This is a genomic window from Arthrobacter sp. SO3 (assembly GCF_020532825.1).
Lineage (GTDB): Bacteria > Actinomycetota > Actinomycetes > Actinomycetales > Micrococcaceae > Arthrobacter.
Genome location: NZ_MQTS01000134.1, coordinates 28,535 through 41,027, shown reverse-complemented (window position 1 = coordinate 41,027; position 12,493 = coordinate 28,535). Strand labels below are relative to the sequence as shown.

At 69.2% G+C, this 12,493-nt stretch carries 12 protein-coding genes; 8 read left to right on the top strand and 4 right to left on the bottom strand.

Annotated elements, in window-relative coordinates:
* Nucleotides 1-76 precede the first annotated feature (76 nt).
* Together BJQ90_RS13135 and BJQ90_RS13130 are read right to left on the bottom strand one after the other, a co-directional pair.
* Nucleotides 77-823: a DUF5058 family protein gene (locus tag BJQ90_RS13135; protein ID WP_226760699.1), complete on the bottom strand. Its 747-nt coding sequence runs from the start codon at nucleotides 821-823 to the stop codon at nucleotides 77-79.
* 104 nt (nucleotides 824-927) lie between these two features.
* Nucleotides 928-2,208, bottom strand: a complete 1,281-nt coding sequence (locus BJQ90_RS13130) for a M20 family metallo-hydrolase (RefSeq protein WP_226760698.1) — start codon at nucleotides 2,206-2,208, stop codon at nucleotides 928-930.
* A gap of 298 nt (nucleotides 2,209-2,506) precedes the next feature.
* Between BJQ90_RS13130 and BJQ90_RS13125 the strand changes: the two genes are divergently transcribed.
* Nucleotides 2,507-3,478, top strand: a complete 972-nt coding sequence (locus BJQ90_RS13125) for a LacI family DNA-binding transcriptional regulator (protein WP_319004635.1) — start codon at nucleotides 2,507-2,509, stop codon at nucleotides 3,476-3,478.
* Nucleotides 3,479-3,517: 39 nt separating this feature from the next.
* Here BJQ90_RS13125 and BJQ90_RS13120 read toward each other — a convergent pair whose 3' ends face one another.
* On the bottom strand, nucleotides 3,518-4,522 hold the full coding sequence (locus BJQ90_RS13120; RefSeq protein WP_226760696.1) for a phosphatase PAP2 family protein: 1,005 nt from the start codon (nucleotides 4,520-4,522) through the stop codon (nucleotides 3,518-3,520).
* A gap of 141 nt (nucleotides 4,523-4,663) precedes the next feature.
* On the opposite strand from BJQ90_RS13120, the gene BJQ90_RS13115 reads away from it, so the two are divergent.
* The 6 genes from BJQ90_RS13115 to BJQ90_RS13090 all read left to right on the top strand — a co-directional run bounded on the left by BJQ90_RS13115 (nucleotide 4,664) and on the right by BJQ90_RS13090 (nucleotide 9,413).
* A complete protein-coding gene (locus BJQ90_RS13115; protein WP_226760695.1) occupies nucleotides 4,664-6,034 on the top strand; it encodes a glycoside hydrolase family 32 protein in 1,371 nt (456 codons plus the stop codon).
* A gap of 196 nt (nucleotides 6,035-6,230) precedes the next feature.
* The gene (locus BJQ90_RS13110) at nucleotides 6,231-6,782 is read left to right on the top strand and encodes a DUF6993 domain-containing protein (protein WP_226760694.1); all 552 of its coding nucleotides are present in this window, start codon (nucleotides 6,231-6,233) and stop codon (nucleotides 6,780-6,782) included.
* 14 nt (nucleotides 6,783-6,796) lie between these two features.
* A complete protein-coding gene (locus tag BJQ90_RS13105) occupies nucleotides 6,797-7,600 on the top strand; it encodes a class E sortase (RefSeq protein ID WP_413463678.1) in 804 nt (267 codons plus the stop codon).
* A gap of 3 nt (nucleotides 7,601-7,603) precedes the next feature.
* A complete protein-coding gene (locus tag BJQ90_RS13100; RefSeq protein WP_226760693.1) occupies nucleotides 7,604-7,759 on the top strand; it encodes a hypothetical protein in 156 nt (51 codons plus the stop codon).
* Between the two features lie 114 nt (nucleotides 7,760-7,873).
* Nucleotides 7,874-8,809: an o-succinylbenzoate synthase gene (locus tag BJQ90_RS13095; protein ID WP_264197268.1), complete on the top strand. Its 936-nt coding sequence runs from the start codon at nucleotides 7,874-7,876 to the stop codon at nucleotides 8,807-8,809.
* An 82-nt stretch (nucleotides 8,810-8,891) separates the two neighbouring features.
* A complete protein-coding gene (locus tag BJQ90_RS13090) occupies nucleotides 8,892-9,413 on the top strand; it encodes a MarR family winged helix-turn-helix transcriptional regulator (protein WP_226760691.1) in 522 nt (173 codons plus the stop codon).
* A gap of 104 nt (nucleotides 9,414-9,517) precedes the next feature.
* Here the strand turns inward: BJQ90_RS13090 and BJQ90_RS13085 are convergent, their stop codons facing one another.
* On the bottom strand, nucleotides 9,518-10,015 hold the full coding sequence (locus BJQ90_RS13085; RefSeq protein ID WP_226760690.1) for a hypothetical protein: 498 nt from the start codon (nucleotides 10,013-10,015) through the stop codon (nucleotides 9,518-9,520).
* Between the two features lie 291 nt (nucleotides 10,016-10,306).
* Here BJQ90_RS13085 and BJQ90_RS13080 point away from each other — a divergent pair, with 291 nt between their 5' ends.
* Complete coding sequence (locus BJQ90_RS13080; protein ID WP_226760689.1) at nucleotides 10,307-12,391, top strand: PhoX family protein; 2,085 nt, start codon at nucleotides 10,307-10,309, stop codon at nucleotides 12,389-12,391.
* The last annotated feature ends 102 nt before the right edge of the window (nucleotides 12,392-12,493 follow it).

Sequence of the window (12,493 nt, the reverse complement as noted above, 5' to 3'; positions counted from 1 at the left end):
AGCCCCACTCCACCCGGAGGTCTTCTTTTTGTCACCTATCCACGCCGCCCGTCACCAACGTCCGTGGTTATTACACCTAGGCAGCCATGCCGGACGTGTGGGCGGCGTAGGCGACAAACAGGCCAACCAGGATCGAGATCCCGAGTCCCCATTCCCGGAGCCACGCGACGTCGAACTTCTTGGCCAGCGCGAGGCAGATGCCCATGACCAGGGCGGACACGATGACCGTGATGATATGCACAGGTGTCTTGCCGAGCTCCGCGATGCCGAGGCTGGCAAACGCCCCGATCAGAGCCGCCGCGGGAACGATCGCCATCAGGGCCGGGTTGACCCTGCGCAGTTTCGAGTCACCGCGGCGGAGGATCGGCGTGAGGATCAACGTGGAAATCATCCACATGGCGCCGGACATGCTCATCGCCATAAACGCCACCGCAAAGACGCTCTGGTTGTAACCCGGGCCGCCGAGGGTTGCCCCCATGGTGGTGGCTGCGAGGCTCGCCGATGCGGATTCTGTGGCTGCGGAACCCACCAGGCCGATCCGGACCAGCACCGCGGGAGTCCCGAACAGGGTCATCAGGGCGATGCTGACCAGCACGACGGCGAGGGACGGGCCGATCGCCGCCACGGCCCCGGCACGGAATGCTTGTTTCAACTCGGTCTGGGAAATATCCGCGGCCGGCCCGGCCTTCCTGGCGGCGCGCATGTAGACGACGGATTGGAGAATGATGGCCCCGAAGACACCGATGGCTAGAACCCACAGGACGGGGATGTTGGCGATTGAGAGGATGTCCGTGGAGGCCCCGGGAGTTTCTGCAGTAGTCATGGATGCTCCGATGCTGGATGAGGATGCGAGCGGATAAGGGAGTGGCGTGCTGCTGGGTCGGTGAAGCTCAGGTCAGGTCGGTTCAGTTGCCAGGTCCAGTCGGTTCAGTTCAGGGCTGCGGGTGCCAGCTCGGTGCGGTCGAGCAGGGTCAGCGTCTGCGCCAGGGCGCCGACGCCGGTGGCAATGTCCGCGAAATCGGTCCATTCCTCCGGGCAGTGGCTCTTGCCGGCCTTGGACGGGACAAAAATCATGCCCATCGGCGCCAGCGCGGCCATGTGAACGGCGTCGTGGGTGGCCCCGCTGGGGATGGGCATCCACGGAATGCCGATGGCATCGGCGGCCGCGGCGGCGACGTCGTGGATTCGGGCGTGGGCATGAACCACGGGGTTGTCGGTGGACCAGTCGAACTCGACGTCGACCCCCAGGTTCTGGGCGTTGGCCAGGATCTCCTCGGCCAGCCGGCCGCGGACCCCGCTGAGCCAGGTGCTGTCGACGCTCCGGACTTCGCTGGTCATCCGGACGAGGGATGGCACCACGTTGGGCGACCGCGACTCGGATTCGACTCGGGTGGTGGTGGCGACCCCATGGTTGGGGGCGCCGCAGCCTTCGCGGCGGACCGAGAGCACCGCTTCGGCCGCGGCGACCATGGCGTCCTTGCGCTCATTCATCGGCCGGGTGCCGGCGTGGTCGGGGCTTCCCGTGAAGGTTGCCACGAGCCGCTCGATCCCCGTGATCGCGGTGACGATGCCAAGCGGCAGCTGGCGCTGTTCCAGCGTGGGGCCCTGTTCGATGTGCAGCTCGATGAAGGCATGGAGCGGTGCGGTACGGGCCCAGCGCGTCTGGAGCACGGCTCCGGGATCGAGCCCGAAGTCCCGGTACGCCTGCCCGAGGCTGACGCCGCGGTAATCCTGCCGGTCCAGGTCGGTGCGGGTTAGTTCTCCGGCGATGGCCCTGCTGCCCAGGCAGCTGAGGCCGAAGGCGTTGGACTCCTCGCCGAGAAAATCCACCACCAGAAGGTCGCGGCGGAGCCGTTGTCCGGATTCCCGGAGCAGCTGCACGGCCTCCAATGCGCCGAACACCCCCACGACGCCGTCGAAACGACCGCCGCCGTCGACCGTGTCCGTGTGTGAACCGGTCACCAGCGCCGGGGCGTTGGGATCGGTGCCGGCCAAACGGCCGACGATATTGCCGGCGGTGTCCACCTGGACCTCAAGCCCGGCGGCAGCCATCCGTTCGGAAACCCACTGCCGGGATTCCCGGTACACCTCACTGAACACTTCCCTGGTCCAACCTGGCCGGGTCGTATCCCGGTACTTGGCCAGTTCCAGGATGACGTTGCCGAGTCGTTCGGCGGCTTCCTGGCTCTGATCGGTGAGATCGAGCATCGGGCTCCTTCGTCTAGCGTCGGTCCGAACGAATGATGGGTTATGCAATCGATTGCGCTGCGCTCGTTACGAAACAACGCGGAGGGGAATGTTTCGTACATCACACTAGAATCCTGTTGTTTCGTCAAGGTTTCTTCGTGATTAGAATTTGAGGGGCATGCCTCCGTCGCGAAATGACGCAAACCTTTGCACGAGATTTCCTCCGGATGGATCTAGACTTCTTACAACACCCGAAGGGGGCACCGCCATCGCCGACTCACCCGCACCCGGGCGCTCCAAGCCCGTCACGCTGGCCACGGTGGCCCGTCACGCCCAGGTGCATGTCTCCACCGCCTCCCGGGCGCTCAGCGACGACCCCGCGGGGATCAGTACCGAGACCGTCCGGCGCGTGCGCGAGCTCGCTGCGATGCTCGGCTACCACCGCAACCTGGGCGCCGCCGGGCTCCGGACCGGAACCTCACGACTGATTGGCGTGCTGGTTCCCCGCCTGACCGATCTGGCGCTCGCCACGATCTACGAGAGCATCGACGCGACTGCGGAGTCGGCTGGCTACAGCACGGTGGTAGCGAACACCTACGACGATCCCGAGCACCGCCGGGCCCGGCTCGATGCCATGCTGTCCCGGCGGATGGACGGGGTGATCATTGGGGATTCGCATATCGGCGACACGGCCGGATACGAGCTGCAGAGCCGCGGCGTTCCCTATGTGCTCGTGATGCGCAGGCTGGAGGGGCACCTCTCCGTGGCGACCGACGACAAGCTTGGCGGCAGGCTGGCCGCGCAGCACCTTCTGGAGTTAGGCCACAAGCGGGTCGGCGTCATCGCCGGGGACCTGCTGGCGAGCACCGGACGGGAACGATCCCAGGGCTTCCGGCGCGCATTCGAAGCCGCGGGCTATCCGGTGGAGGAGCTGTATGTGGTGAGCACCGGATTCGGCACGGCTGCCGGCCGCGTGGCCGGAGCGCAGCTGCTGGCGCTGCCCGAGCCGCCCACGGCGATCTTTGCCGTGGACGACCTCACCGCCCTTGGTGCCATGGGTGCCATCCGGGCCGCCGGAAAAAGGCTGCGCGAAGACGTGGCGCTCATCGGCTACAACGACCTCATCCTGGCCGACAACCTGCCCGTCCCGCTTACGTCAGTGCGTTCGGATCTGAAGGCCATGGGCCGGCTCAGCGTCGAGGCCCTGCTGCAGGAGATCGGCGGCAAAACGGCGAGCTCAACGCTGCTCCCGCCGGTCCTGGTGCCGCGGGCGACGACGGTGGCTGACTAGCCGGGTCCCGGGCCGGGTCCGGGTGACGGGCGGCGCCGGTCAGCGGCGGGGTGCGCTCCGCCGTCGGGCCGCATGCCCGAACAGCCACACGCCGCTGACCGTGGCGAGGTAGCCGGCGATGACGATCAGCGCGGTCCCGGCCCAGAAATAGTTCGTGGTGCCGCTGTCCTGGCCCGTGCCGGCGGCGACGCTCAGCAGCGAAAAGGCGGCCACGGCGGCAGCGGCCAGCCCGAGCAGCGCCGGCAGTGCGAGCCACAGCGGTGAGGAGGCCCAGTGTTCCCCGTAGCCGTCCCAGACGTTCCAGCGCGGGCCCCTGCGGATGATCAGCCAGCCCGCCGGGAGCATAAACACCGCCACGACGAGGAACGCCGCGACGACGTCGGCGGGCCGGTGCCACTGGTTGATCAGGGTGGACACCCCGGTGGCGACGGCGAAGCTGCCGCCCAGGAACCCGGCGAGCGGGCGCCAGCGCGGGGAGACCATCAGGAACACCGCCGCCGCGGCCGAGGCCGCCAGGGTGGTGTGCCCGGAGGGCAGCGAATTCAGCTCGAGGGTCTCCACCCCGGTGTAGGGCCGGACCGGGACGATGTCCTTGAGGATCTGGGTGGCGACGTTGGCGCCCACGCAGGCCGCGACGGCGATCCCCGCAGCGGCCCAGCGCCGCTTCAGCACGGTGACGATGAGCACCATGACCGTGGCGATCAGCAGCGACAGTGCGGGCAGCCAGTCGAGGAGCTTGTTGGCGGCCTTGCCGGCGGCGCCGTGGATTTCCACCGCCTCCACGAGGGCCGATTCGTCGATGAACTGTCCCGTGGTGGTGCGGACAAAGAAGTAGTAGGTCCCGGCCAGCGCGGCCATGCTGACCAGGGTGGCCAGCAGGAACAGGAACCCGGTGCCGCGGCCCTGGCGTCCGGCGGGGTCTGATGCCGGGTCGCCGGGTGCGGCCTCGCGGGCGGCCCCGCGGGCGCGCGCGGCGCGCGGGGACGGCGGCTGCGGGTACTCCGGAGCCGGGTGTGTGCTGGTGCGATCCTGCCGAAAACTCATCCGTAACAGGTTCCCACAGAAGCCTGCGAACTTTCTGAGGGGAGCATCCGCCGGGCAGATCAGGGCGGACGCCGGGAGCGCATACGCCCTGATCTGCCCGGCGGGCAGCCTCTCCGCCCGCGCCGCGGGTAGTGTTTGGCCATGGACACCGTTGCGATGCATCCGGACCCAGCCTTCCCCCGCTTCCACCCGCGTCCCGCGCAGGGCTGGATCAACGATCCCAACGGCCTGAGCTACGCGGATGGCCGCTACCACGTGTTCTTCCTGTACAACCCGGACTCGGCCCGGCACCGGAGCATCTGCTGGGGGCACCTGAGTTCGCCGGACCTGGTGCACTGGGACGAGGAACCGGTGGCGCTCCGGCCCCAGCCCGGCGGCCCGGACGCGCTGGGCTGCTGGTCCGGCGTCGTGACAGACGACGGCGGCGTCCCCACCGCCGCGTACTCCGGCGTCGACACCGTGGGCGGCCACTCCCGGGTGGTCCTGGCCCGGGGAGATGAGTCCCTGCGCACGTGGACCCAGGACGGTCACGTCGCGGCCGAGGTCCCGCCGGACCCGCAGGTCACCGCCGTCCGGGACCCGTTCCTCTTCAGCTTCCGGGGCCGCCGCTTCGCGCTCCAGGGCGCCGGGCTGGCGTCCGGCCACGCCGCCGTCCTGCTGTACAGCGCGGAGGACCTGCGCCACTGGCAGTACGAGGGGATTTGGTTCAGCACGGAGGACCCGCTTGCGGTCCGGCACCTGCCCGCGGAGATCTGGGAGTGCCCGCAGTTGGTCCGCGTCCCGGATTCCTCCGGCGCGGAGACCTGGCTGCTGATGGCCTCGCTCTGGCTCGGGACCGACGACCACGACCACCCCAACGGCGTCGGCTACCTCCTGGGCTCGCTGGCCGCGAACGGCGCCGGGCTGCCGGTGTTCACCCCCGCAGCCGGCGGGAAAGCCGACCTGGGGCAGGAGTTCTACGCCCCGCAAATCCTCGCGCTGCCGGACCGGGCGCTACTCTGGGGCTGGTCGGCCGAGCTGGCGGACGGTGAGGGCCCCGGACGCAGCCAGGAACAGATCGACGACGCCGGCTGGGCCGGGATCCTGACCTTCCCGCGCCAGCTGTCCGTGCGTGGCGGGGTCCTCGCCGTCGAGCCCGCCCCCGAGCTCCGCACCTACCGCGGCGAGCGGCTGCACCGCGGCGTGGCGGGCACCCTCGTGCTGCCGGCCGGGGCGGAGGTCAGGGTCCTTGGGGGAGAGGGCACCCTGCGGCTGGTCCTCGTCGCGGCGGGTGAGCGGCGGACCGTGTTCGCCGACACCGTCGCCGGCGGCGATGAGCTGCGGATCTTCGTGGATGCCTCGATCGTGGAGGTCTACCGCCACGGCTCCGTGCCCGCGACGCTGCGCGCCTACCCCGGCCCCGGCGAGGAGTGGCAGCTCGAGCTGCCGCACGGCGCCGCGGCGGACGTCTGGGAGCTCCGGCACCCGGAGCGGTCGGTGCCGGACGGGCCGCCCACGGAGACCCCTGCGTAAGCGGAACGGGCACGACCCCCGGTCGCGGGGGACATGCGCCACTCTTGCAGCCAGCAATGGACATAGTCCCCATATGTCCACTCATGGGCGCGCGGGCTGGGCATGTCCGCCGCGTTCGCCAAGCCGCGTTCGCCAAGCCGCGGGCGGGCGCGTCATCGTCGCCGGTGCGCCAGTCCCGGTATGGGAGGATGTTTTGGTGACTTCCCAAGCCCCCGCCCCGCCCCGCCGCCCGTGCGGCCGCCGGTCCGCGGGGCTTGTTGCGTTGGTGCTGCCCCTGCTGCTCGGTGTGGCTGCGTGCTCGGCCCCGGCCCCGACGGTGTCCTCCAGCCCGTCCGGCGCTTCCAGCCAGGCCGGCCCGGTGAGCGCGGCGCCCGCAGCAGCAGCGCCGGCGGCGGCGGGCGTTCCTTCCCCGGCCGTGACCGGGGCGACCCCCTCCGCGTCCGCGACCGCGGCGCCTTCCGCCGCGTCCGGTGCCGTGGCCGCGGCGCTGCAGTCGCTCGTGGCCGCCACCCCGCAGCCCAGCCGTGAGCAGGTCCGCGCGAGCCTGTCCACCGCCGGCTTCGCCCCGGCCGCCGTCGAAGTTTCAGCATCCAAAACCCCCACCGGTCTGGCCGCCGACGCCGTCGAAGTCGGAGTGCTGGGCGGCAGCGAATGTGTGATGGCGCAGATCCGGTCCGGAACTGTGGAAACGTCAGTCTTGCCGGTTCTTCCGAACGGGCGATGCTTTGTTGGCAGCGTCCAGCGGTAGGCAACAGGAGTGGCATGTCGAAGGTACTGACCCGCAGCGCCGGGAATGCGCAGGAAACCCAGCGCACCCGCCGGCGCCGTTCGCTCATGGCCGTCCAGGTGGCGGGCGAGTTGATGATCACCCTCGGCGTGATCGCCGTGCTCTTCGTTGCCTGGCAGTTGTGGTGGACAAATGTTGAGGCGGACGCTGCCCAGGGCGCGGCCGTGAAACAGTTCGTGCAGGAGCATCAGGTGTCTGGTCCCGCTGACCCCGCTGCCGCGGCACCGGCGGTCCCTGCGGTGCCCGTCGACCCGGCGGCCACGCCGGTGGGCACCGCACCGGCCCACGGGGCGGCCATCGGCGTCATCTACATCCCCCGTTTCGGCGCCGACTACAGCAGACCGGTCATCGAGGGCACCAGCCGCGACGTCATCGACACCCTGGGCCTGGGCCGTTACGCGGGAACGGCGATGCCCGGAGCCGTGGGGAACTTTGTGATGGCAGGCCACCGCCAGACCCACGGCGCAGTGCTCGACAACATCCACACGCTGGTGCCCGGGGACAAAATCTACGTCCAGACCGCCGACGGGTTCTACACCTACGTGTTCCGGAACCAGGAGATCGTGCTGCCGGACCAGACGGAGGTGCTGGCGCCGGTGCCGATGCAGCCCGGCGTGGCGCCGGAGCAGCGGCTGCTGACCCTGACCAGCTGCAACCCGCGGTTTGGGTCCGAGGAGCGCATCATCGCCTACTCGGTGTTCGATTCATGGCAACCGCTCAGCGCCGGGCCCCCGGTGGCCATCGCGCAGCAGCTCGCCGCACTGCAGGGTAAGGGATAGAACATGTACGCGTGGCTTTTTCGGCAACTTCCCGGCCCCCTGTGGCTGCGGATCCTGTTCTCCGCGGTGATCCTGGCCGGGGCGCTGCTGGTGCTGGTGGACGTCGTTTTTCCGTGGCTGGCGGAGATCACGCACCTGACCGACTCGACGGTCGGCTAGCCGGTGGCCGCGAGCCAGCCGCCGGCCGTGCCGCCGTCGTCCGTGCCCTTCCCCGAACCGCCGCTCCCCGCGCTGGAGGAGCTCCTCGCCGGCGCGCACGTGGTGAGCCTGCCCATGCGGGTGAAATTCCGCGGCATCCTCCAGCGCGAGGCCCTGCTGCTGGACGGTCCGCTGGGCTGGGGCGAATTCTCTCCCTTCCCCGAGTACGGCGACCCGGAAGCCTCCCGCTGGCTCGCCGCCGCGCTCGAGGCCGGCTGGCAGGGCTTCCCGGAGCCGCTGCGAACGCTGATCCCAGTCAACGCCACCATCCCCGCGATCCCCGCGGACCGGGTCCCGGAAATCCTGGCCCGCTTCGGCCGGGTGGACGCCGTCAAAATCAAGGTGGCCGAGCCCGGCCAGAGCCTCGACGACGACGCCGCCCGGGTCGCCGCGGTCCGCGCGGCGCTCCCGGACGCCGCGCTCCGGGTGGACGCGAACGGCGGCTGGGACGTCCCGGGCGCCGTCGCGGCCCTGACCCGGCTCGCCGCCGTCGGGCTCGAATACGCCGAACAGCCGGTGCCGGACATCGCCGGCCTCGCCGAGGTCCGCCGCCGGCTGCGTGCCGCCGGCACCCCGGTGCTGATCGCCGCGGACGAAAGCGTGCGCAAGGAGGACGACCCGCTCAAGGTGGCCCGCGCTGGCGCCGCGGACCTGATCGTGGTGAAGGTGGCGCCGCTCGGGGGAGTGCGGCGCGCCCTGGAGATCGTGGCGCAGGCCGGGCTCCCCGCCGTTGTCAGCTCCGCGCTGGACACCTCTGTGGGAATCCGCGCCGGGCTGGCGCTCGCCGCCGCCCTGCCCGAACTGCCCTACGCCTGCGGGCTGGGCACCGTGTCGCTGCTCGCCGCCGACGTCACCCGGGACTCCCTGGTCCCCGACGACGGCGCCATCCGGGTCCGCGACGTCGCCGCCGATCCGGGCCTGCTGGCCGAATACGCGGCCGCGCCGGAGCGCCGCGACTGGTGGCTGGAGCGCCTGCGCCGTGTCCATGCGGTGCTGGCCGCCGACGGGTGACGGGCGGGGTTGCGAGTAAAGTGGATACGGAAGCGGCGAAGTAGCCGCCGAAAAGCAGCTTTGGAACGGAAATTTCGTAATAATGACGACGCTTAAATCCCAGCAACTTGACAAGTCGTCTCTGGCAGAGCTCGCGAAGGGAACGAATGTGACCCCCAAAGACGGGCTGATCCGGATCGTGCAAGGCCTGCGGCGCGTTGACACCGGGACCTACGCCCTCCGCATCCGCCTGGCCGAGAAGCTGGGCATCGGCACTATCGACATTAACGCGATGGCATTCGTGGGCGAGGTGGACGGCCTCACCCCCAAGGATCTCGGCAAGGCGCTGAACATCACCACCGGCTCGGTCACCGCCATGGTGGACCGGCTGGAGTCCAAGGGCTTTATGGTGCGCAAGCCCAACCCCGGGGACCGGCGCAGCGTGCTGCTGCACCTGAGTCCGGAGGGGACCGAGGCGATGCAGTGGGCCAACGACCACTTCGCCGCCGCGGCCGCGGCCCTGATTCAGGACTCCTCCGCGGAGAACGTCGTGGACATCGCCGAATTCCTCGAAGGCATCGGCCAGCGGCTGATGGCCGCCGCCACCGACCCGGAAGAGAGCTAGGGCCGGGTCTTTCGGCTTGATGCTCGGTGGCCGATGCCGCGTCAAGAACATCCCCGGGGACGACAATGTAGCCGTCACGAGAGGCTCGGCGTTACTACCCAGGCCTACGGCGCCAGAAGCTTGCAGACGTCTGTTATTTTGCCGGGCCCGGTGAGCCCCCCATTCGGGTAAACCGGCCCATTCAAAGTCCAGGTCACCTGACCTGACGTGTAGAAGATGCCAGGGGCGCCGGAACCAATTGGGAGCGAGATCAGGTTCTTGCCGGTCGCTTTATAGACAAAGTCGGTAGGGCCAAGCGCCACCTGTATCGTCCCGTTCAAGGGGTAGCTGACCACTTTTAAGGTCGGGCCCGTCAGTGTGATTGTGATAGCTGCACCCACGTTGGTATAGAACCGCAACGGTTTGGAGTCGTTGTAGTGATGGGGAAACTGATCGATCACTTTGGTCTTGCCTGTCGTCACGGCCTCGACCTGGAAACCGGGGCAGTCAAGCGTCTCCGCTGTCGTGTCGACTGGCGTTAGCGGTTCGGCAACGGCGGCGCCCGTCCCGGCGAAAAGTCCGATTCCGAGGGCGAGGGCGAGAGGTTTGATCAGGCGCTTCATGGGGTTGCTCCTTCGTGGATGGCGAGACAGTTGACTCCCCATGGGTGCGGGAAGACCCCTGACGCAACGTTTGCGCATGATAGGCCGCAGTCGCGGCGCCAACAAGCGTAGGCACTACTCACTGGATGACGGACCCTCCGCTGGAGTGGGCTTTCAACAGGGCCGCAACATCAGTGAGGTGCCTTGGCTTGATTGCGGGAGTTCACCTCAACTTCATATGAGAGTCGGCTCCGCGTTGTCTGCGGCTGGAACGGTGGGGAGGCCCCCAATCCACCCGTGGAAGGTCTCTCCATGTCTGTCTCCTCCGGACGCAAATTCTCCCTGCTCCCGATGCTCGGCCACACCAAAGGCAAGCGAAGCGCCGTCACCTGCGCGCTGAAGTGCGACAACGCCTGCAGCGGCGAGGTCTGCAACACCAGCTCGAACAGCTACTTCCGCGACATCGCCTCCGCGACCATGTCCCGCCGCGCCGCCCTGGGCTTCGGCGCCGCCGGTGCCCTCGCCGTCGCGTTCGGCGGGGCCCTGGCCTCGCCCGAATCCGCGGTGGCCGACGGCGGTCCCGGACTTTCCGCGGCAGCCAAGAACGGCTTCGGCACCTCCAAGCTCAAGTTCACCGCCATCGCCCCGGTGGATTCCGCCGTCGACGCCCTCACGGTGCCGGCAGGCTTCACCTGGCAGCCCGTGATCCGCTGGGGCGACCCGATCTTCAACGACGCCCCGGACTTCGACCTCGGCAACCAGACCGCCGCTGCCCAGACGCGGCAGTTCGGCTACAACAACGACTACTCGGACATCCTGGAGATCCCGGCCAGCAAGGGCCGCCGCGCGCTGCTCTTCGCCAACCACGAATACACCAACGAGAGCATCATGTTCCCGGCCACGATGGCCGCCGCCGACGTCCGCGCGATCGGCGCCGCCGCGCACGGTCTCACCGTCGTCGAGTTGGAGCGTAAGAACAAGAACAAGCCGTGGTCCTACGTCAGGGGCGCCGGGCTGAACCGCCGCTACCTGAACAACACGGCGTACGAGCTCACCGGCCCGGTGGCCGGCTCGCCGCTGGTGCGCACGACGGCGGACCCGGCCGGCCGCACCATCCTCGGCACGCTGGGCAACTGCTCCGGCGGCACCACCCCCTGGGGCACCATCCTCTCCGGCGAGGAGAACTTCAACGGGTACTTCGTCGCGCCCGGCACCTCGGCGTCCGACAAGCGCTACGGGCTCACCAGCAAGCCCACCGCCCGGCAGTGGGAGCTCGATGACCCGCGCTTCGACGCCCGGAACCCCGGCTACGAAAACGAAACCAACCGCTTCGGCTGGATCGTGGAAGTGGACCCCTTCGACCCCACCTCCACCCCGAAGAAGCACTCCGCGCTGGGCCGCTTCAAGCACGAGGGCGCCAACGTGATCGTGGCCGAGTCCGGCCACGTGGTCGCGTACATGGGCGACGACGAGCGCTTCGACTACCTCTACAAGTTCGTCTCGGCCGCGAAATACGTCGAGGGGGACCGCAAGCACAACATGACGCTGCTCACCGAGGGCGACCTCTACGTGGCCCGGTTCACCGGCAGCTCCCCGGCCCTGGAGATCACCGGGACCGGCGCAGTCCCGTCCGACGGCGGCTTCGACGGCACCGGCGAATGGCTGCCCCTGGTGGTCGGTGGGGTTTCTAAGGTGCCCGGCATGTCCGTCGAAGAGGTGCTGGTCTACACCCGCCTCGCCGCGGACAAGGTGGGCCCGACCAAGATGGACCGCTGCGAGGACGTCCAGCCCAGCCTGCTCACCGGCAAGGTCTACGTCGCCTGCACCAACAACTCCGACCGCGGCAAGATCGGCAAGGAAGGCGCCACCGAGGTCAACCCGCGGAATGAGAACCGTGACGGCCACATCGTGGAAATCACCGAGACCGGCGACCAGACCTCCACTGCCTTCAGCTGGAACCTGCTGATGGTCTGCGGCGATCCCGCTACCGGGGACGTGACCTACTTCTCCGGCTTCCCGGCGGATAAGGTCTCACCGATCTCCTGCCCGGACAACCTCGCGTTCGACTCCGTCGGTAACCTCTGGATCTCCACCGACGGCGCCCCGTCCGGCATCGGCAAGGCCGACGGGCTGTTCAAGGTCACGCTCGATGGCGCGGAGCGGGGCCGCGTGGAGCAGTTCCTGGCCGTCCCGCGCGAGGCCGAGACCTGCGGGCCGATCGTCCACGACGAGGAACGCACCGTGTTCGTCTCCGTGCAGCACCCGGGCGAGGAGGGTTCCTTCGCGGACCAGCACTCCTACTTCCCGGACTACGTCCCGGCCGGCGCCACCCCGGCCCGGGGCCAGGTCCGCGCCCCGCGCCCCGCCGTCGTCCAGGTCTTCCGCACCGACGCCTAACCCCCGCCGTACCACCACCACCACAGCAACGCGGGGTCAGATCCGGCCCATGTTGGGGCCCCGAACGGGCGATATCTGACCCCGCGTTGCTTCCGGGGGCGT

What these genes read in the sequence shown, in the direction of transcription:
- BJQ90_RS13135 (WP_226760699.1), bottom strand. Translation starts at nt 823, where the DNA reads ATGACTACTGCAGAAACTCCCGGGGCCTCCACGGACATCCTCTCAATC.
- BJQ90_RS13130 (WP_226760698.1), bottom strand. Translation starts at nt 2,208, where the DNA reads ATGCTCGATCTCACCGATCAGAGCCAGGAAGCCGCCGAACGACTCGGC.
- BJQ90_RS13120 (WP_226760696.1), bottom strand. Translation starts at nt 4,522, where the DNA reads ATGAGTTTTCGGCAGGATCGCACCAGCACACACCCGGCTCCGGAGTAC.
- BJQ90_RS13115 (WP_226760695.1), top strand. Translation starts at nt 4,664, where the DNA reads ATGGACACCGTTGCGATGCATCCGGACCCAGCCTTCCCCCGCTTCCAC.
- BJQ90_RS13105 (WP_413463678.1), top strand. Translation starts at nt 6,797, where the DNA reads ATGTCGAAGGTACTGACCCGCAGCGCCGGGAATGCGCAGGAAACCCAG.
- BJQ90_RS13100 (WP_226760693.1), top strand. Translation starts at nt 7,604, where the DNA reads ATGTACGCGTGGCTTTTTCGGCAACTTCCCGGCCCCCTGTGGCTGCGG.
- BJQ90_RS13095 (WP_264197268.1), top strand. Translation starts at nt 7,874, where the DNA reads ATGCGGGTGAAATTCCGCGGCATCCTCCAGCGCGAGGCCCTGCTGCTG.
- BJQ90_RS13090 (WP_226760691.1), top strand. Translation starts at nt 8,892, where the DNA reads ATGACGACGCTTAAATCCCAGCAACTTGACAAGTCGTCTCTGGCAGAG.
- BJQ90_RS13085 (WP_226760690.1), bottom strand. Translation starts at nt 10,015, where the DNA reads ATGAAGCGCCTGATCAAACCTCTCGCCCTCGCCCTCGGAATCGGACTT.
- BJQ90_RS13080 (WP_226760689.1), top strand. Translation starts at nt 10,307, where the DNA reads ATGTCTGTCTCCTCCGGACGCAAATTCTCCCTGCTCCCGATGCTCGGC.